This is a genomic window from Amycolatopsis regifaucium (assembly GCF_001613935.1).
Classification (GTDB): domain Bacteria; phylum Actinomycetota; class Actinomycetes; order Mycobacteriales; family Pseudonocardiaceae; genus Amycolatopsis; species Amycolatopsis regifaucium.
On sequence record NZ_LQCI01000012.1, the window covers coordinates 31,824 to 50,239 of the forward strand.

At 69.9% G+C, this 18,416-nt stretch carries 14 protein-coding genes; 4 read left to right on the forward strand and 10 right to left on the reverse strand.

What is annotated here, in order from left to right; genetic code table 11:
• Positions 1-112: 112 nt before the first annotated feature.
• The 7 genes from AVL48_RS14650 to AVL48_RS14680 form a co-directional block, all read right to left on the reverse strand.
• A complete protein-coding gene (locus AVL48_RS14650) occupies positions 113-898 on the reverse strand; it encodes a hypothetical protein (RefSeq protein WP_061981642.1) in 786 nt (261 codons plus the stop codon).
• Entirely contained in the window at positions 895-1,554 is a 660-nt protein-coding gene (gene sigM / locus AVL48_RS14655) for an RNA polymerase sigma factor SigM (protein WP_061981643.1), read from the reverse strand. Before sigM ends, AVL48_RS14650 begins: the two co-directional genes overlap by 4 nt.
• Positions 1,555-1,585: 31 nt before the next feature.
• A complete protein-coding gene (locus tag AVL48_RS14660) occupies positions 1,586-3,151 on the reverse strand; it encodes a protein kinase family protein (protein WP_082857645.1) in 1,566 nt (521 codons plus the stop codon).
• A gap of 119 nt (positions 3,152-3,270) precedes the next feature.
• The gene (murJ, locus tag AVL48_RS14665) at positions 3,271-5,412 is read right to left on the reverse strand and encodes a murein biosynthesis integral membrane protein MurJ (RefSeq protein ID WP_061981645.1); all 2,142 of its coding nucleotides are present in this window, start codon (positions 5,410-5,412) and stop codon (positions 3,271-3,273) included.
• Positions 5,355-5,639: a hypothetical protein gene (locus AVL48_RS14670; RefSeq protein ID WP_061981646.1), complete on the reverse strand. Its 285-nt coding sequence runs from the start codon at positions 5,637-5,639 to the stop codon at positions 5,355-5,357. Before AVL48_RS14670 ends, murJ begins: the two co-directional genes overlap by 58 nt.
• Before the next feature lie 99 nt (positions 5,640-5,738).
• A complete protein-coding gene (locus AVL48_RS14675; protein ID WP_061981647.1) occupies positions 5,739-7,889 on the reverse strand; it encodes a DUF6049 family protein in 2,151 nt (716 codons plus the stop codon).
• Entirely contained in the window at positions 7,890-8,411 is a 522-nt protein-coding gene (locus AVL48_RS14680; protein ID WP_061981648.1) for an NUDIX hydrolase, read from the reverse strand.
• Positions 8,412-8,559: 148 nt separating this feature from the next.
• Between AVL48_RS14680 and AVL48_RS14685 the strand changes: the two genes are divergently transcribed.
• From AVL48_RS14685 to AVL48_RS14700, 4 genes are all read left to right on the forward strand, one after another.
• Positions 8,560-9,978: a CCA tRNA nucleotidyltransferase gene (locus AVL48_RS14685; RefSeq protein WP_061981978.1), complete on the forward strand. Its 1,419-nt coding sequence runs from the start codon at positions 8,560-8,562 to the stop codon at positions 9,976-9,978.
• A 79-nt stretch (positions 9,979-10,057) separates the two neighbouring features.
• On the forward strand, positions 10,058-11,365 hold the full coding sequence (locus tag AVL48_RS14690; protein ID WP_061981649.1) for an ATP-binding protein: 1,308 nt from the start codon (positions 10,058-10,060) through the stop codon (positions 11,363-11,365).
• Between the two features lie 16 nt (positions 11,366-11,381).
• Positions 11,382-12,233: a class I SAM-dependent methyltransferase gene (locus AVL48_RS14695; protein ID WP_061981650.1), complete on the forward strand. Its 852-nt coding sequence runs from the start codon at positions 11,382-11,384 to the stop codon at positions 12,231-12,233.
• A 21-nt stretch (positions 12,234-12,254) separates the two neighbouring features.
• Entirely contained in the window at positions 12,255-13,244 is a 990-nt protein-coding gene (locus tag AVL48_RS14700) for an LLM class flavin-dependent oxidoreductase (protein WP_061981651.1), read from the forward strand.
• Between the two features lie 4 nt (positions 13,245-13,248).
• Here AVL48_RS14700 and AVL48_RS14705 read toward each other — a convergent pair whose 3' ends face one another.
• Genes AVL48_RS14705 through AVL48_RS14715 form a run of 3 tightly spaced genes read right to left on the reverse strand, consistent with a single transcriptional unit; the run spans position 13,249 to position 18,404 of the window.
• Entirely contained in the window at positions 13,249-15,174 is a 1,926-nt protein-coding gene (locus AVL48_RS14705; protein WP_061981652.1) for a TNT domain-containing protein, read from the reverse strand.
• Positions 15,175-15,214: 40 nt separating this feature from the next.
• The gene (locus AVL48_RS14710; RefSeq protein WP_061981653.1) at positions 15,215-16,336 is read right to left on the reverse strand and encodes an ADP-ribosylglycohydrolase family protein; all 1,122 of its coding nucleotides are present in this window, start codon (positions 16,334-16,336) and stop codon (positions 15,215-15,217) included.
• A gap of 4 nt (positions 16,337-16,340) precedes the next feature.
• The gene (locus AVL48_RS14715; RefSeq protein WP_061981979.1) at positions 16,341-18,404 is read right to left on the reverse strand and encodes a YrhB domain-containing protein; all 2,064 of its coding nucleotides are present in this window, start codon (positions 18,402-18,404) and stop codon (positions 16,341-16,343) included.
• Between the last annotated feature and the right edge of the window lie 12 nt (positions 18,405-18,416).

Below are 18,416 nucleotides of genomic sequence, written 5' to 3' on the forward strand. Positions count from 1 at the left end.
CAGGGTGACCGGCGCTACTTCTCCCGCCTTGCGACGGCGACAGCAAAGGTCCCTTGCTCCCCCTGCCGATGTCCGGAGGGGAAGCAAGGGACCTTTGCTATCGCTTGAACCGCTACTTCTGTCCGATGATCTTGTCGAAGAGGATCGCCGGGTTGCCCGGGCCGCAGTCGGCGCCGAACGCGACGATGCGGAACTGGGCGAGTTTGCCTGTGGTGTAGATCACCATCACGCCGTCCTTGCCCGCCACGTTCACCGGCCGGATGCCTTCCGGGCGCACGTCGGGGTCCAGTCCGGCGGCCGCGACACAGGCGTCGAGCCGTTCTTCGGTCTTCAGCGAGCCGAAGTCACGGACGCCGACCGCCTTTCCGACGAGGGCTTCCGCTCCGCCGCCGTCTCCGCCGACCGAAGGGCCGGTGGGTGCGGGCGGGGGCTGCGCGACGCCGCCCGGAGTCGTCTGCTGGGTGGTGGGCACGACGATCGCGACGGCGGCGATGGCCGCCGCGGCCACGGTCGCTATCCCGGCGCCCCAGCCGATCCGCTTGTTCCGCTTCCGCCGTGCGGCCGCGAGGTCCACCACCGGGGCGACCGGCGCCTGCGGCCCTTGAGGTGCGCCTTGAAACGCAGGCGACGCCCGCATCTCGGCGGCCAGCGCCGCGTCGAGCCGGGCCGCGAACTCCGCGGGCATGGGCGCGACCGGCTCGTTCGCGAGTTCCGCGAGGTCGGCCGTGGTCGCTTCAAGTGCTTCGATGATCGCCAGTGCTTCGGGGTCGGCGTTCACCAGCGGCCACAGCTCGGCCGCCTCCCGCTCGTCCAGCACACCTGCGTGCAGGTCGGCGAGCACATCGACAGACCACGGCGGACCGACGGTCCCACCGATCCCCCTGCTCTCGTCTGTCATCGTCCCTCCCCGTCACCCGGCGTGCCCTGAGGACGCCTGGCACCCCGTTGCGGGGTAGCGCGCTCTCGTTTGCTTTCGTGAGTTGGGACGTTCGCAATCGCATCGGGGTTCCGCAGATGTCCGAGAACCTTCGCGAGCTTTCCGCGACCTCGGGCACACCTGCTCTTGACCGTGCCCTCCGCGATACCGAGCATCTTCGCCGTCTCAGCGACGGAGTATCCCTCGACGTCGACCAACACGATCGGGGCACGTTGCTCTTCGGGAAGCTGGTCGAGGGCTTCCTTCACCATGAGGCTGGTCTCGCGCTCGGACATCGAGTCGCGTGGCGAGGCGGGCTCGTTGAACTGCCCGGTCTCGGGCAGCGGGACGGTCGGTCTGGCCTTGCCCCGCCGGATGCGGTCGAGGCACGCGTTCACGACGATGCGGTGCAACCACGTCGTGACCTGCGATTCCGCGCGGAAATTGCCCGCTGCGCGGAACGCGGAGATGAAGGCGTCCTGCAGGGCGTCCGCGGCTTCTTCCGGATCCCGCACGGTGCGCAGGGCCACCGCCCACATGCGGTCTCGATGTCGCTGGACCAGTTCACTGAACGCGTGCGGATCCCCGGCGGCATGCGCCGCTATGAGATCCGCGTCCGTGGGAGCTGCAGCTGTCACCCGGGAGAGCCTACTGACTCCGTGCCACGCGTCACCCCGCAGGCAGGAACGTCAGCTCTTTGATTTCGGTGACGAACTTGCCTTTGTCATTCTCACCCAGCTGAGTGATCCAGATGATGAAGTACTGAGCCTGCTGGGGCTGCTGCAACGCGATGGTCGATTCGCCCGCCGCGAGTTCCCCGCTGCCGACGACCTTCGTCTCGTCGAGCTTGGGGTTCTTCTTGTCGGCGGAGCGGATCTCGACCTTCGAGCCGGGGCTTCCCGCGTCGATCTTGAGCTGGCTGAGGTTGACCGGATCCTTGAAGGTCATGATCAGCCCGACGCCGTCCTTGAGCACCGGGAACTGCTTGTCGTACTCGTCGGTCTTCCACCCCGTGCCCGCGTCGCCGTCGGTGGTGTTCTTGGCGCGGCCGGGGCTGTCGCCCTTGCTGCCCGGGTTGAACACGGCGACCGCGGAGGGCTGCACCGCCGCGCCCACGCCGGGAGGCGCGGGCGTCGTCGGCTGACCGGGCGGGGGTTGCTCACCCGAGGGCGGGGCGACCTGCGAAGACGGGGACGCGGCGACGTTGATCTGCGGACCGCTGGATTTCGATTCGCCTTGGAACAGGTTGATCAGCATCATCCCGCCCCAGGCGAGGATGACCACGGTCGCGACGACCAGCACGGTCACGCCGAACGCGAGCTTCTTGCGCCGCGCGACGTCCTTGACCGGCTTCTTCGTCGTCCAGACCGTGCCGTCCGGTTCGGCGACCGCTTCGTCTTCGCCGACGGCTTTGATCAGCTGGGTGCGTTCCTCGGCTTCGGCGACCTGGTCCAGCACGCGCAGGATGGCCGCGCTGGTGCGGATGCCGCCGTGGCCGCCGTCCTCGATGGTGCGGACGGCGAGTGAGGACAGCTCGACCGGGACTGTCGCGACCAGCGAGCGCGGCGGGATGACCCGCCCGTTCGGCGAATGCGGTGCGGCCGGGATCGCGGCGGGACCGCCGGGCAGGGCCCAGCGGCCGGTCAGAAGCAGGTAGAGGACCGCGCCGAGCGCCTTGACGTCGTCGCGAAGGGTCGCTTCGGGAAGTGGGCCGGGGAAGGCAAGCTTCAACGCGCCGTCCGGGGTGAGCCGCAACCGCTGCGGGTGGTCGAGGCCGAGGACGAGACCGTTCTGATGGGCGTGGTCGACGGCTTCCGCCAGCGCCTGCACCATCCGGGCCGCCGCGGCGGGCGCCACCGGACGCTGGGCCACCAGGTCGATCAGGTCGCTGCCCTTCGTCCATTCCGCGACGACGACACCGAGCAGACCTTCGCTCGAAGTGACGCCGCTGCCGAGGCTGAGCACGTCGAGGACGCGGGCGACCCCGCCATGACCGAACTTCGAGGCGTGCGCGGCGCGCTCCAGCGTCCGGCGCGCCAGCCTCGCGGCTTCCGCGTCCGCCGGGTCGCCGACCAGCAGCGTCAGCGCGACATCCCGCTTCAGCTGCCCGTCGCGGGCACGCCAAAGGTGCGCGGCGGCTCGTTCGTCCACCCCGAACTGTGCGAGCAAGCGATACCGGCCGTCACCGACGACCCGGCCAGGGGCCAGCGACCCGCTTTGGGCCCGGATGCCCACCTGGCTCGCCTCCCCTGCCTGTTCGCTCCGTCTCGTATCCACCGCACTCTCCCGCGTAGCTCCCACCCGAGAGTACCCAGAATACGACGCGTGAACGCGCGCCATCCGTGCGTGAATCGTTACCCGCGCTTGATCAACCGGGTGATCCTGGCCGTGGCGGGCTTCAATTCCTCGACCTTCAGGGCCATGAGCACGCCGAACGACACGACGATCCCGACCACCGTCTGCAGGAGAAGTTTCACCCAGGCATGGAAAGTAGGCCCGAACGAGTCAGGGACGATCTGCCCGGCGAGCCAGGCCGCGCCGACCCCGAGCACACTCGCGACGACCGTGAAGAGGATCACCCCGAGAACTCGCTTGCTCCGGAGGTTTCCGAGGGTCACCCACAGCCAAACCTGGCCGAGGATGGCGCCGACGACGAACGTGAGCCCGTTGACCATCATCACGCCGAGCACGATGTTGTCCGGCGACAGCAGCGCGGGGCACAGGTAGAGCAGCGGCACCTTCACCACGGTCATCACGATCATGATCAGTACCGGCGTCCGCGCGTCCTTCATCGAGTAGAACACCCGCATCTGCAGCATGACCAGCGCGTACGGCAGCAGCGCGAACGCGGAGATGGCCAGCGCCTCGCCCATCCGCGACGCGTTCTCGACCGTGCCCTTGCCCAAGGTGAACAGCGCGATGCCGACGGAACCGCCGACGACGGTCATGACCGCGGAGATCGGCAGGAGCGTCACCGTCGAGAGGCGGGACGCGTAGGAGAGGTCGCCGATCAGCTTCTTGTGGTCGCCGTCGGCGGCCGCGCGGCTCATCCTCGGCATGATCGCGGTCAGCAGCGAGACCCCGATGACGCCGTACGGCAGCTGGAAGAGCAGCCACGCGTTGCTGTACGCGGTCACCCCGCCTTCCGAACCGCTGGTCAGCACCCGGGTGGTGATCGTGTAGCCCACCTGGCTGACCGCGACGTAGCCGACGGTCCACAGGGCGAGCCCGCCGAACTCCTTCATGCGCTTGTCGATGCCCCAGCGCCATTTGAACTTGAACCCGGACCGCAGCAGCGGCGGGATCAGCAGCACCGACTGCGCCACGATGCCCGCGGTCACCCCGAGGCCGAGCGTCAGCAGCTTCGGGTCGGTGATCGACACCGGGTCGGTCGAGATGTTCCCCGGCATGATCCAGACCACGAGGATCGTGAAGATGACGACCAGGTTGTTGATCACCGGTGCCCAGGCTGTCGGGCCGAAGACGTGCTTCGCGTTCAGGATCGCCGAGAGCAGCGCGAACACGCCGTAGAAGAAGATCTGCGGCAGCAGCAGGTACGCGAAGGCGGTGACCAGTTCCGGATTCGCCTGGCCCTTGTCGTCGACGTAGAGCTTGGTGATCAGCGGCGCCGCGAGGACGGCGATGACCGTCCCGCCGACGAGCAGCGTGCCCGCCACCGTGACCAGCCGCTGCGTGTAGGCCTCGCCGCCGTCCTTGTCGTCCTGCGACCGCACGAGCAGCGGGACCACGAGACTGGAGAGCACACCGCCCATCAGCAGTTCGAAGATGATGTTCGGCATCGTGTTGGCGACGTTGAACGAGTCGTTCTCGACCTTGGCGCCGATCGCCGCGACCAGCAGCAGCTTCCACGCGAAGCCGGTGATGCGGCTGATCAGCGAGGCGATCGCCATCCGGCCGCTGGACTTCGCGATCGACGGCGCCTTCGCCGGGGCGGCGACGTCCTGCTCACCGGTCTCCCCCGGCCGCGGTTTGACCAGCGGCGCGTCCTTGATCGCCGGCATGACCTGCGTGGCGAGCTGGTCGTACGGGCGGAGGACGTCGGGGTCGGCGACCGGCCAGCGCGATCCCATCGGGACACCAGGGGTGCGCGGGATGAACCGCGTCGCGTCGGGTTCGTCGCGCCGGTCCACCTGCCACGGGCGGACCGGTGGCGGCTGACGGCGCCCCCGATGAGGCGGAGGCGGCGTCTGGTTGAGCGCCTGCGGCGCCGTCGGCGGACGGCGCTGAGCCGGATTCTGAGGTGGTTGCGGCTGCGGCAGCGAGGGTGCCTGGGGTGGCGGGACCGGCTGACGACGGGTCGGTGGAGGCGGCGTCGACTGCGACGGCGGTGTCGCGGGCGGAGGCGCCTTCCTCGGGGCCTTCTTGGGCGGCGCCTGGTTCGGTGCCGGCGGATTCTGGGGTGGACTCTGGGGCGGCCTCAGCCGCCGTGTCTCGTCGTCGGGACGACCGACGACCCGTGGACGGCGGCCGTCCACGGGCTGCTGAGCAGGTTGGGGCACGGAAGGCGGAGGAACGGGCGGCGGGGGCACCGCCCGGCGCGGGCGCTCACCGCGTTCGGGCGGGAGCTGCGGAGGCGGCTGACGGCGTTCCCCGCGTTCAGGGCGTCCTGAACGCTCCGGACGGCGTACCGGGCCATCGGTGCGGCGAGGCGGTAGCGGCGTACCTTCGCGCCGGGGACGGCCTGCACGCTCGGGCGGTACACCCGGCTCTCGTTCCAACGTGCGCCCAATCCTCGGTGCTCGACTACCTGATGCCCGGTGGCATCGTTCGACCCAGGGTAATCGGCAACGGCCCGAAACACTTAAACCTGTGCGTCCTCGGTCACACGTGGGGTGGTTTCGCTCGCCCGATCGGCCCGGGCGTCCTTGATCCTCCGGTAGATCCGACGGGACGAGAGCAGCAGCAGCGCGCCCGCCGCGGTCAGCGTGATGATGATGGTGATCGCGCCGTACTCCGTCGAGGTCAGCTCGAACCGCGCGTCCGAGCCGAGTCTGGTCCCGTCCGGCGTGGTCAGGGTGACGTCGACGCTGAACCGGCCCGCTCGCAGCGCCTCGACCGGGATCAGCTGGTTGACGGCGCCGTAGGCCGGCACGGTCCGCTCCGGGACCGCTTCGGTCGGGCGCAGGCCCACGTTGTTCTTCAGCACGGTGCGGACGTTGACGCCGACCGGCAGGCCGTTGGTGATGTACGCCGGCAGCGGCGACGCGCCGGAGGCCAGCGCGATCGTCTGCTTCGGCCGCTCCACGGTGACCTGGCTGCGGATCGCCTCGAGTTCGCCGCGGGCGTTGCCGGTGACGACCCCGGCGTCCGCGCCGTTCCACGACAGGGACGCGGCCCGGATGAGAGCGAGCCGGACGGGGGCGATCACGTCGGCCGGATTCACCCGTTTGGTCGCATCCATCGTCATCGCCGACGACAGGCCCAGCGTCTCGTTGTCGATCTGGGACATCTTCGCGGTGACCTCACCGCTGGTCGCGGCCGTGAGGTCTTGCGGGTCGTAGTTGACCGTCGCGGTCCCGGAAGGGCTCTCGCCGAGCAGATCGGGCAGCGGCGTCGACTTGGCGAGACCGGCGGCGTAGAAGTCGCCCATCCGTCCCAGGAACGTGGTGAGCTCGGGGGTGGTCTGGTTCCAGTGCCGCGGCGGTGCGATCAGCAGCCGCGTCCGTTCCTGCCCCGCGGTCTGCCCGCCGAGCCCGGTCCGGAACGCGATGGCGCCGAGTCCGTTCTGGGTGGACATCGAACCGTCCAGCGCGGAGGCGATCAGCGCGTCGATCGGCTGCGCACGCAGGTCCGTTCCTTCGATCGAGACCACACCCGAGGGCGGCGAATCGGATTGGAGCTTGCCCGAGTCGGTCAGCACCGTTTTGACGCCGGCCTTGCCGATCGCCTCGACGGTCTGCGAGTCGAGGGCGCCGCCGGGCCAGAGCACGCCGTCCTGCGGCTGGATACCGAGCAGGTTCTTGATCGTCGCCGCGCCGCCGATCCCACTGGTCAGCAGCGCGGTGTCGGTGGCGTCCCCCGCCCGGACCTTCGTCAGCGCGGTGAGGTCGGCGTCGGCGAACGGGAGGGTGACCACGCAGCGGCCCGCGACCAGTGCCTTCAGCTGACCTAGCCAGTTCTTCGCGGTGTCGACGCCCTTGCCGGGGACGGGGCCGCTCCCGGTGGCCACCTGGTAGCCGCGCGTCATCGCGTCCACGGTCGCGACCAGATCGGGGTCGATGGCCAGGCACAACGACGACGAGACCTTCGTGTCGGCCTCCGCCGCGCGCGCCGCCGCGACCAGTGAGTCCAGCCGTCCGCCACTGCCCAGCTCACCGGCCAGCCGCTCGTCGGACAGGGTCAGCGGGCCGCCGAGCGGGGACGAGACGACGTGCACGGTGCTGTTCGCGATCGGCCACAGCAGGCTGGTCGACGGCGCCGACGGCGGACGCGACGCGGGCGGCTTGCCCGGAACACCGAGCACCGGCATCAGCAGGCTGACCGCCGCGAGCCGCTCCGGGCCGCCGAAGTCCGGGGTGCCGTTGACGTTGACCAGCAGCGGATACACCCCGGGCCGCGGGAACTGCAGCTTCGAGGACTGGCCGAGCGGGACGGCCAGGTTCAGCCCGGCGCTCTGCCCCGGCTCCAAGGTGTCCGGCGCGAGGTCGACGAAGTCCGTGGCCGAGAGGTCCTTGAACTTGCCGCCACCGAGCACGTCGCTGATCTGCTGCTCGGTCTGGAGCCGGGTGCCCAGCTGCAACCGCACGCCGAGTTTGCTGATCCGCCGGTCACCGATGTTGGTGACGCGGCCGGTGATGGTGAGCGAGGTCGAGGTCGTGGTGACCACGCGGGGGTTCAGCTGGTCGAGGTCCACGCGCAGCCGGGGCTGTTCCTGTGCCTGCGCGACCGCGCCGAACAACGCGGGCATGGCCAGGAACAGGATCGACAGGACAGTGGCGGCAAGCCGCTTCACTCAGGTGCTCCCTCGGCGGTCTGTGCGTTGCTGCGCGAAGAGTTCTTTGGCCTTGCGGACCAGCTTGCGCTCGTCGGAGTAGGCGAGCTTGGTCTCCAGCTCGGCGAGCGGTACCCAGGCGACCTCGGTCACCTCGACATCCTCGTCCGAAAGTTCGCCGCCGATGGATTCCAGGATGAAATGGTGCACCGTCTTGTGCACCCGCCGTCGCTCGGCCACGAACCAGTAGTCGATGGTGCCGAGCGGCTCGAGGACCTGTGCGGAGATGCCGGTCTCCTCCTTCACCTCACGCACCGCCGTCTGCTCATGCGTTTCCCCGTCCTCGATGTGGCCCTTCGGCAGCGACCACAGCAGTCTGCCGTGCCTGTCGAGCCGCCCGATCAGCGCGGCGTTGGCCCGTTCGGCGTCGACGACGAGTCCACCGGCCGAGGTTTCGTCGACCGTGGTCAGCCGCCTGCCCCGCCTGCGCCTCCGCCGGCGGCCCGGCTTCGAAGCGCCGGAGCGGCCGGCTGATCCAGACATGCTGCGATGCTAGAGCAAACGGCGGTACGGGTACGCTGGCTCTCCGTGCCCGTGGTGGGCCGGGTCGTAGTAAGTACATCCAAATCGTGGTGGGATTGTCGTGAACAAGGTGGTCGCCGGGCAGGCGGTTGCGGGGAAGAGCACTGCGATGCAGAACGCCGTGGCGGAGCTGATGCGGATCTCCCCGTTGGCGGACGAGCTCGCGAAGCTCTTCGCCAAGGCCGGTTACCGCCTGTACCTGGTCGGCGGAAGCGTCCGCGACATGATGCTCGACAGGCTGTCGAGCGATCTCGACTTCACCACCGACGCGCGGCCGGACCAGGTGCTGAAGATCGTCGGCGCCTGGGGTGACGCGGTCTGGGACGTCGGCATCGCGTTCGGCACGGTCGGCGTGACCAAACAGGGCATGACCCTGGAGATCACGACGTTCCGCGCCGACAGTTACGACCGCGTCGGCCGCAACCCCGAGGTCACCTTCGGCGACAGCATCGAGGGCGACCTGCTCCGCCGCGACTTCACGGTCAACGCGATGGCGATCGACCTGGCGAACCAGACCTTCGTCGACCCGCACAACGGGCTCCAGGCGCTGCGGGACCGGGTGCTCGACACGCCCGCGACGCCGCAGGAGTCCTTCGCCGACGACCCGCTGCGCATGCTGCGTGCCGCGCGTTTCTCCGCGCAGCTCGGGTTCACCGCGGCGCCGCGGGTCATCGACGCGATGACGTCGATGGCCGAGGAGATCGACCGGATCACCGCCGAGCGCGTCCAGGCCGAGCTGTCGAAGCTGCTGCTCGCCGCCGACCCCCGGCCCGGGATCGAGTTGCTGGTCGAGACCGGCCTCGCCGACCGCGTGCTGCCCGAGGTGTCCGGCATGCGGCTGGCGATCGACGAGCACCACCAGCACAAGGACGTCTACCAGCACTCGCTGACCGTGCTCGAGCAGGCGATCGACCTGGAGAAATCGCACGAACCGACGTCGGAACCAGATCTGATCCTGCGGCTCGCGGCGCTCCTGCACGACATCGGCAAGCCGGCGACGCGCGAGTTCCAGCCCGGCGGCGGCGTGAGCTTCCACCACCACGAGGTCGTCGGCGCGAAGATGGCCCGCAAGCGTTTGCGTGCCCTGAAGTTCTCGAAGGAGATCGTCCAGGACGTCAGTCAGCTCGTGTTCCTGCACCTGCGGTTCCACGGGTACGGCAAGGGCGAGTGGACGGATTCGGCGGTGCGGCGCTACGTCACCGACGCCGGTGACCTGCTGCCCCGGCTGCACAAACTGGTGCGTGCCGACTGCACCACGCGCAACCGGAAGAAGGCGGCGGCGCTGCAGGCGACCTACGACGACCTCGAGCGGCGGATCGAAGCGATCCAGGCGCAGGAGGACCTCGACCGGGTCCGGCCGGACCTCAACGGCGAAGAGATCATGCGGATCCTCGGCCTCAAGCCGGGTCCGGACGTCGGCAAGGCGTGGAAGTACCTGAAGGAACTGCGGCTCGACCGCGGTCCGCTGGAGCACGACGACGCCGTGGCCGAGTTGAAGAAGTGGGCCGCCGAGAACGGCATCGGCTGAGATGAACCCCGTTGGTCTCTGGATCCATCCGGCGTAAACGGAGATACTCCTGCCGATGCTCCGGGCAGGGGGAGAATCCATGGCGAAGCGGCCGGCCGGTTTTCTGGTGACGTTGCTGCGTCGTGGCGCGCCCGCGCTGGCCACGGCGACGAGTGAGCTGTCCGACGAGGTCGGTGATCCGACGCCGATGCGGGCGCTCCAGCGCATCCAGCGGATGTCCGGCCCCGTCGACACGGCCTATCGCGACAATCTCCTGCTCAGGGCCGCCCGCTATGTCGCACTCGTGCCGCTGGTCTACCGGCTTTTCGCGGTGCCCGGCGCGTTCGCGGCCTACGCCTCCGCGCACGGGATGACCGGCATCGGCCCGGTCGGGTTGGTGACGCTGGGGTCGGTCGCGCTGAGTGCGTACGGGATCCGGTGGATGCTGCGGTCGGCGCCGTTCCAGCCGCAGAACGCGGTGAGACTGCTGGCCATCGACCTCGCGTTCACGCTGCTCGCGCCGCTGGCCATCGGCGCGCTCGTGCCGGGTTCGGTGTTCACCGAGGCGATGGCGGTGCCCGGCAAACATCTGCTCGGCGAGGTCGCGCTGCTGGCCTTGGCGCTGGGTATGCCTGCCGCCGCGGCGCTGGCCGTCGTCAGCTTCCCGGTCCGGATGCTCGCGTCGGTGTTCGGGACCGGCCACGGCGCGCCGTCCGACGCGCTGGCCACCCTCCCGTCGATCCTCGGCGTGCTCTTCACCGCGACCGGCGCGCTCGTCCTGATCGGGCTCGGCACCCGGCTCGCCCTCGCCTACGGCATCCGCAACGGCCGGATCGCCGAACGCGCCCGTCAGCATCGGATGCTGCACGACTCCGTGTTGCAGACCCTCGAAGTGATCGCGCTGACCGACAAGGGCGACCCCGCCCAGCGGCTCGCCGAGGTCCAGCGGCTGGCGCGAGCGCAGTCGATGGAGCTGCGGCGGACGATCGAAAGCGAGGCTTCGGAACGTTCGGAGGCAGGGTCGCGGCCGTTGGGCGAAAAGCTCGCGTCGCTGGCGGCGGAGATGGCGCGGGACGGTCTGCGCGCGCAGCTCGTGATCGCCGAACTCGACGACGACACCCTCTCGGAGGTCCGGCAGATCGCCATCCGCGACGCCGTCCGCGAGTCGCTGCGCAACACGCTCAAGCACGCCGGTACGGACAAGGTCGTCGTGCGGGTCGAGGAGCAGGAAGGCGGGGTCGCGGTGATCACCCGTGACCACGGCGCCGGGTTCAGTCTCGACTCACGGCCCGCCGGTTTCGGGATCAGCGAGTCCATCACCGCCCGGCTGCACGAGGTCGGTGGGACGGCCAGGGTGGAGTCGGCTCCGGGCAATGGCACCCGAGTCACCCTTTGGGTGCCGTTCTGACGGTAAACAGGAGAACATGAAGAAAACGGATGTCCTGGCCGAAGCGCTCACCGCGTATCGCGACGGTGACTGGGCCACGGCAGCGGACCTCGCCGGGCGTGCCGGGTCCACCCTCGGCAACGAACTGCACCGGTACCTGACCGAAGGCGGCGGCGGCCCGGTCTACGACCAGCCCGAAGCGTTCACCGCCTTCATCCGCGGAGGCGGGAACGTCCAGCTCTATCGCAAGCTCAGCGCGATGCTGGCCAAGCGATACGGCAGCGTCGGTTCCCTGCTCGACCTCGGCTGCGGGGACGGGCTCGCCGTCGTCCCCGCCCTCGAACAGGCCGACCGGCAGCCGGGCCGGATCGATCTGGTCGAGCCGTCGAGCGCGCTGCTCGCGGAAACGCGTGAGCAACTCGGCGGCACCCATGGGCTGCACACCTGGGACGCCACCGCGCAGGAATTCCTCGCCCGCGACGACGACCGGAAGTGGCAGCTGACGCAGTCGACCTTCGCGCTCCAGTCGATCCCGACCGGCGAGCGGACCGAGGTCCTGCGGGCGCTCCGGCCTCGCACCGGCTGCCTGGTGCTGGCCGAGTTCGACGTCCCCGAGTACGACGAGAACTCAGACGAATACCTGCTTTCCCTGGTCACCCGCTACGAACGCGGGATCTCGGAGTACGGCAAGAAGGCATCGCTGGTGGCGCAGGGATTCCTGCTGCCGATTTTGCTGGGGCTGGTCAAACCCGGGGCCGACCGGACGAACTGGGAGCAGCCCGCCACCGATTGGGCCTCGCAGCTCAAGGAAGCGGGCTTCACCGGCATCCGGATCGAACCGCTGGCCGACTACTGGTGGTCTCCCGCGGTGCTCATCACCGCGTCCTGAGTTTTGACTACCTTGGGGGACATGGGGATTCTGCTTTCCGCGCTGGAACTCGCCGTCGTCGAGGACGGTCGCGCGGCCACCGAAGTGCTCTCCTCGATGGCGGCCGTCGCCGGGAAGCTGGAAGAACTGGGCTACCACCGTCTCTGGATCGCCGAGCACCACGGCTCACCCGCCATCGCGACGGCGTCCCCGCCGGTGCTGGCCGCGCATCTGGCCGCGACGACTTCGGTGATCCGGATCGGTTCCGGCGGTGTGCTGGCACCGAACCACGCCCCGCTCGCGATCGCCGAACAGTTCGCCACGCTGTCGGCACTGCATCCCGGCCGGATCGACCTCGGCGTCGGCCGCGGCCCCGGCACCTTCGACGAGAAGATCATCCGCGCGCTGCGGCGGGGAGCGGAACCGGCGACGGACGACGAATACCGCGCCGACGTCGCGGAGCTGCTCCGGCATCTCGCCGGGGAGACCGGCATCCGCGTGCTGCCCGGGGCGGTGCCGACGCCGGAGCCGTGGCTGCTGTGTTCCAGCACGGCCGGTGCGCTGCTCGCCGCCGAACTCGGCCTGCCGATCGCGGCCGCGCACCACATCCGGCCGCAGCACACGGCCGAAGTACTGCAGACCTACCGGGAGAACTTCAAGCCGTCCCGGTGGCGTGAGAAGCCGTACGTGATCCTCGCCGTCGAGACCATCTGCGCGGACACCGACGCCGAAGCGGCGTACATCGCCGGGCCGTGCACGGTGATCAAGTCGTACCTGCTCAAGGGCGAGGGTGGCGATCTCGCCTTTCCGACCCTGGAGCAGGCGGCCGCGCACGAGTTCGTTCCGGAAACCGCCGAGACGATCGCGCAGTTCACCGCCGCCCAAGCGCACGGCGGACCGGAGAAGGTGGCGCGGTCGCTGAAGAACCTCGCCGCGGCCACCGGTGCCGACGAGCTGATGCTGACGACACCGGTGTACGACGCCGGTGCGCGGGCGAGGTCCTACGAACTCGTCGCCAAGTACTGCATTTAGAGGACTAAATGCGGCTGAGGGCGCCGGTTTCGAGGTGCTGGGCGATCGGCCGGGGCAGCACGTAGGCCACGGCCCCGCCCGGCGTCCCGTTCCACGGCGCGGTGATCCCGGTGACCACGCGCAGCGGACGCTGGAGGCGGTACAGGCGCCGATCCCGTTCGCGGTCCCCGGCCAGCGACGTCTCGACGAACCGCGCCGATTCCGCGTGCACGAGGTTGCCGGTCTCGTTCCCGAACCGCTGCACGGTGGCACCCGAGGGCAACACGATGATCCGCTTGCGGCGGAAGAAGTTCAGCGGCGGCTCGCCCCGCAGCGGCAGGATCGGCCAGTCGGCCGGGTTGTCGATTTCTTCGTTCGTACCGACCGATGCCCGTGCCGGATACAGCAGCAGGGTGCCGAGGAAGAACCGCGACGCCTCTTCGAGCTTGGCGAACGCCACCGGCTCGTCCGTGGGCGGCCGCGACACCTCCCAGCCGTTCTCGGCGCGGCGCAGCGTCCAGACCCCCGGCTCCGGCACCGCGTTCGCGCCGATCCGGTAAGCCGTCGGCGCCACCCCGTGCTCGGCGAGCCGCTGGTACAGCACGTCCAGGAGCTCACCGGCCCGGATGTCGCGGGCAGGCTCACCGTCGCGCTCGACGCGGGTGCGGACGCTCTCGTCCGGAAGATCCGCGTCCGTCCGCGGCGGCCGCGGCTTGCCGACGATTTCCGCTTCGGCGGTCGCCCGCACCAGCTCGCCGACCAGCGGCGGCCGGAACCCGGCGGCCCGGATGTGCTCGATCAGCTCCGGTTCCGGCGGCACGCCGTACTTCCGGAGGTAGTGCGGGACGGCCGCGGGCCAGATCCAGACGCCGTCGGTGTGGAAGGCGTTCGGCACGTCCGGCGGACCGGTCGGGGTGAAGATGTCGGGCTGCGGCCCCGGCCGGGTCAGCGCCACCGGGGAGCGGAAGAGGTAGTCGAGCACGCCGCGCAGCTGGTCCGGCGGTACCGGTGGCCGGTTGACGACCGGACGTTCGCCCTCGTTGTGCGCGTCGACGACCTTCGCGTGCCGGAACACGATGTCCAGCGGCAGCCCCGCCTTGGCCGAGAGCCAGGCCGGGACGTGTTTCTTGTCGCGAGGGAAGATCGCCAGCTCGGCCGCGTACGCGCGCGGGGACGGCTTCCCGCCCTCGTTCGGCGGGATCCGCCAGGTCGGTTCCTGCTCGGAGTCGAAGTCGAAGTCGAAGTGCGATTCCGAGTCGAGCGTGAAGGTGCCCTGGAACCAGGTGCCGGTCTCGGGGTTGTGCATCGCCGCGCGCAGCCGGGCGAACAGCGTGCCGAGCCGCGGCGGAGCCGGGATCGACACCGACACCGGGCCGTTGCCCTCGTCACCGACCGAGCGGACTTCGAGTTCGGCGTAGTCGCCGACCTGCCGGAACTGGGCACCGACCCGTTGCCAGCCCGGCGGCAGCACACCGAGCAGCGTCCGGCCGATGGCGCGCAACAGCGCGGGCTGGTCACCCGTGCCGTTCACCGGCCGGGCGTCCGGCGCCTCGACGAAATCGTGCCTGGTCTGCCACAACGCCGTCAGCCGCGACGGCGCGGCCGTGGTCGAGAAATCCGTCAGCCCCAGTTCGGCCGCGCGGGCCGCGTCGTCGCCCGCCCAGCGCAAGGTCAGCTCGCCGCCGCCGGTCCGCGGCGCGATCTGGAAGTGCTCGTCGTCGAACCGGCCGTACGTCTGCAGGCTGAAGGTCGCGCCGACCTCACCGTTCAACACCACGCGGGCCGCACGCCCGTCCCACTCGCGGTCGAACCCCTCGGGCGCCGCTTCCCCCGGCGGCGCGACGAGCAGCAGCGTGCCGTCTTCGGTCGACCGCTGGGCCGCGAAAACGGTGTCCCCCCATACGGCGTACAGGCCATCCGGCCGCTCCGCCGCTTGAACCCGGTAACGCACGTGTCGTCCCCTCCCCAAGTTCCCCGAACCGGAGGTAAATCTAGTAGGCCGGGTAGCGGGCGTACCACCGGTCGTCACCCGGGGCGCTTCCGCCGAACTCCGCGAGCGCGTCGTCCGCCAGCTGACCGATCACCTCGCTCAGTTCCAGCTCCACGAGCCAGTCCGTCTCGAGTTCTTCCTCCCCATACATCGCGCCGACGAGGTTCCCGCAGACGGAGCCCGTCGAGTCGCTGTCACCGCTGTGGTTCACCGACGCGAGCAGCGCGACGTTCGGGTCCGTGGTGCTCAGCGCGACGTAGACCGACATGGAGAGCGCGGTTTCGCCGATGTTCCCCTGTCCCAGCGTTTCGAGCTTCTCCGGTGTCGGGGCCCCGTCCTCGGCCAGCGCGAGCGCCTGGTCCAGCGCGACGCTCTGCTCCTCGTGTCCCTGGTACTTCTCCAGTTCGACCCGTGCGGTCGCGACGGCGTCGAGCAGCGGTTTCCCGCGCAGCAGTTCGTGCACGATCACCGCGAACGCACCCGACGAGAGATACCCGCTCGGGTGGCCGTGGGTCAGTGCCGCGCTCTCGGCACCGAGCCGGAAGACCTCGGCCAGGTCGTCCGACCACAGCGCGACCGGTGCCGCGCGCATGATCCCGCCGCAGCCCTTCGAGTTGTTCACCGGCTTGTCCATGCCGGCGCGTACGCCGGTCTTGCCGTACGCCTCCAGCTCACTGAAGCAGGTCAGGCCGGGTGCGCGACGGCTGAACAGCTCGCGATTGGTGATCAGCCAGCCGTCCGGTTCGACGCTGGTGTCGTGCGGGCCGCGGGCCCTTTCCCACGAGACGCCCTGGGTGTGCAGCCAGCGCTGATACGCCTGCTGGAGGGACTGCTCGACGGGGACGGCGGCGGTAGTAAAGGTCCCTTGCTGCCGCCGCGCACCCGCATGGGCCCTGATCAGGCCTTCGAGGGTGAACAGCGTCATCTGGGTGTCGTCGGTGATCCGTCCGAGGCCGCCGTACGCGGGGATGAGGCCGGTGATCCCGGCGGGTCCGGCGATCTCCCGGATGCGGTCGATCGAATCGAATTCGGTCTTCGCGCCGAGCGCGTCACCGAGCGCTCCGGCGAACAGGCTGCCCCGCAGCCGCGACCTGGTCGCCGGATCCTGAAGCCACTCGCGCATGTCTCTACTGATCTCCTCGCGGGTACCGTTTCGCGTCCCAGCGGCGCCGCTCTTCGGGTTCGCGGGGCAGGCCGAAACGGTTGAAGTAGTAATAGGCGTCGCCCGCCATGTTGTCGACGACGCCGAGGTCGGAATACGCGGCGAGCCAGGACTCCGGCAGACCGGGCACGGTGAGCCTGGCACCCACCATCGCCCCGGTCAGCGCCCCGGTCACCGCGCCGCCGCGCGCGGCCAGCGTCAGCGCCGCCTCGGGGTCGTGTCCCCGTTTCGCGGCGGCGAAGAGCGCCCTGCCCAGCACCGAAAGCGGCGTCCGGCCGTCCCCGATGCTGTCGAACTGTTCGACGTCGTTGCCTTCGATGTCGTTCCTGAGGTCGAGCACGGTCTTGACCAGGTCGCCGACCTCGCCGCTGTACTCGTCGAAACCTTCGAGGAAATTCGCCACCGCGGGCTCGCCGTCGCGGACCGCGAGCTGAGCGCGGAACAGGTTCACCAGGAGTTCGGCACCGTGGACGACCTCGTGTCCGGCCGCGGAACCGACCAGCTCACGGACCACCTTCATCGCGTAGAAGGCGTCGTCGGCCGGGCCTGGCACGCCACCGGTCACTGTCGCGGCCAGCGCCGTCGCCAGCATGGCCGAGAATTCCGCGGGCGCCGGGCCCGCGCCTTCGGTGGCCTTGGCGACCCAGCCGTCGGAACGTCCGCCCGCGGGCAGCGACGCCGGGATCTCGGCCTTGTCCGGAGTCGCGTCCAGGCCGCGGATCACCGACTCGGTGTGGAACAGCAGCTGCCGGGTCAGCCCGCCGAGCGGCAGACCTTCGGCCGGATCCGCGCCCGAGCCGAGCGCGTCCCCGAGCGCGAAGCCGACGTACGCGCCGACAAGCCGCGGGTACGTGAAGCTGCCCACGGGAATCGTCGGGTTGTAGAACTTCCCGAACGTCCACGCACTCGGGCGAGGTTCGCCGTTGTCGTAGTAGTGCGTCACCAGCCCGTTGGCGAACAGATCCTCGGGCAGTTCCGGTAGCGGACGGCCGTCGTACTTCGCCCGGCTCCGCTTGAACGCCAGCGTCACGCCTCGGACGTAGCGGACGAGTTCGCCGGTGCTCAGCGGGTAGCCGTTGTCCCTGGCCTGGTCGACGAGACTCCGCAGGTTCGAGGTGGCCGCGCCGAGATCCTGGCCGTACTCCTCGTGAAGGGCTTTGAACGCCTCCGCGTAGTCCTCGCCGAAGTAAGCGGGGCGCCCGACGGACTGGGGCCGCTCGGTTCCCGCCGGCAGTTCGAGGTCGGCGACCCGCCGCAGGGTTTCCGGGTAGACGTTGAAGGTCTCCGGCCGTCCCGGGTTGACCAGCAGACCGACCCCGGGGGTGTCCTTGGCCCGGCGCAGAAGCACGCGGGGCTGGACCCGCTGCCACATCGTGTACTCGGACGGGATCTGCGCTTCGGACGTGTAGACGACGAAGCGCGCACCAGCGTCACCGAAGTCGCGGACCTGCAGGTGGCCTTCCTTGGCCGGGGCCAGCACGTCGAGGTCGAGCATCCAGTGGACGAACTCCTCCGGCGTGATCCACTCGACGCGGAGGTAGCCGAGGAGTGTCTCGACGGCGCTTTCCGGCTTCGGTCGTCCGGCGAACCGCGGTCCCGGGCGGTGCTCCGGATTCGCGCGGACCGCGCCGGTCGGCTCGCCGAACAGCGTGTGCTGCTCCCAGCGCACGATCGCCGCCTTCGGGACGGGCAGGCCGGGGGCCACGGAGGGGTCGAATTCGGGATCGACGACCTCGACCCAGCGGGTGAACGCGTCGGCGTCGCCATCACCGCCCGCCGCCGAAACCGCCATCAGCTCCAGGTCGAGCCGGATCTCACCGCCGTCGTCCGGGACGAACGCGACCGGGCTCGGGAACAGGCCCGTGCCGGGATCGGTCCCGTCGAGCCAGCCGACGGTGTTGTAGGTGACGTTCCAGCCGTCGGTCGCGCGCACGACGTAGTCGCGGCGGACCCGCAACGCGCCGGTCCCCACCGCGCCTTGGCCCGCCAGCCACTCCTCGACGCGGCTGACGGCTTCCTCTTCGTTCATCGTCCCCATTCC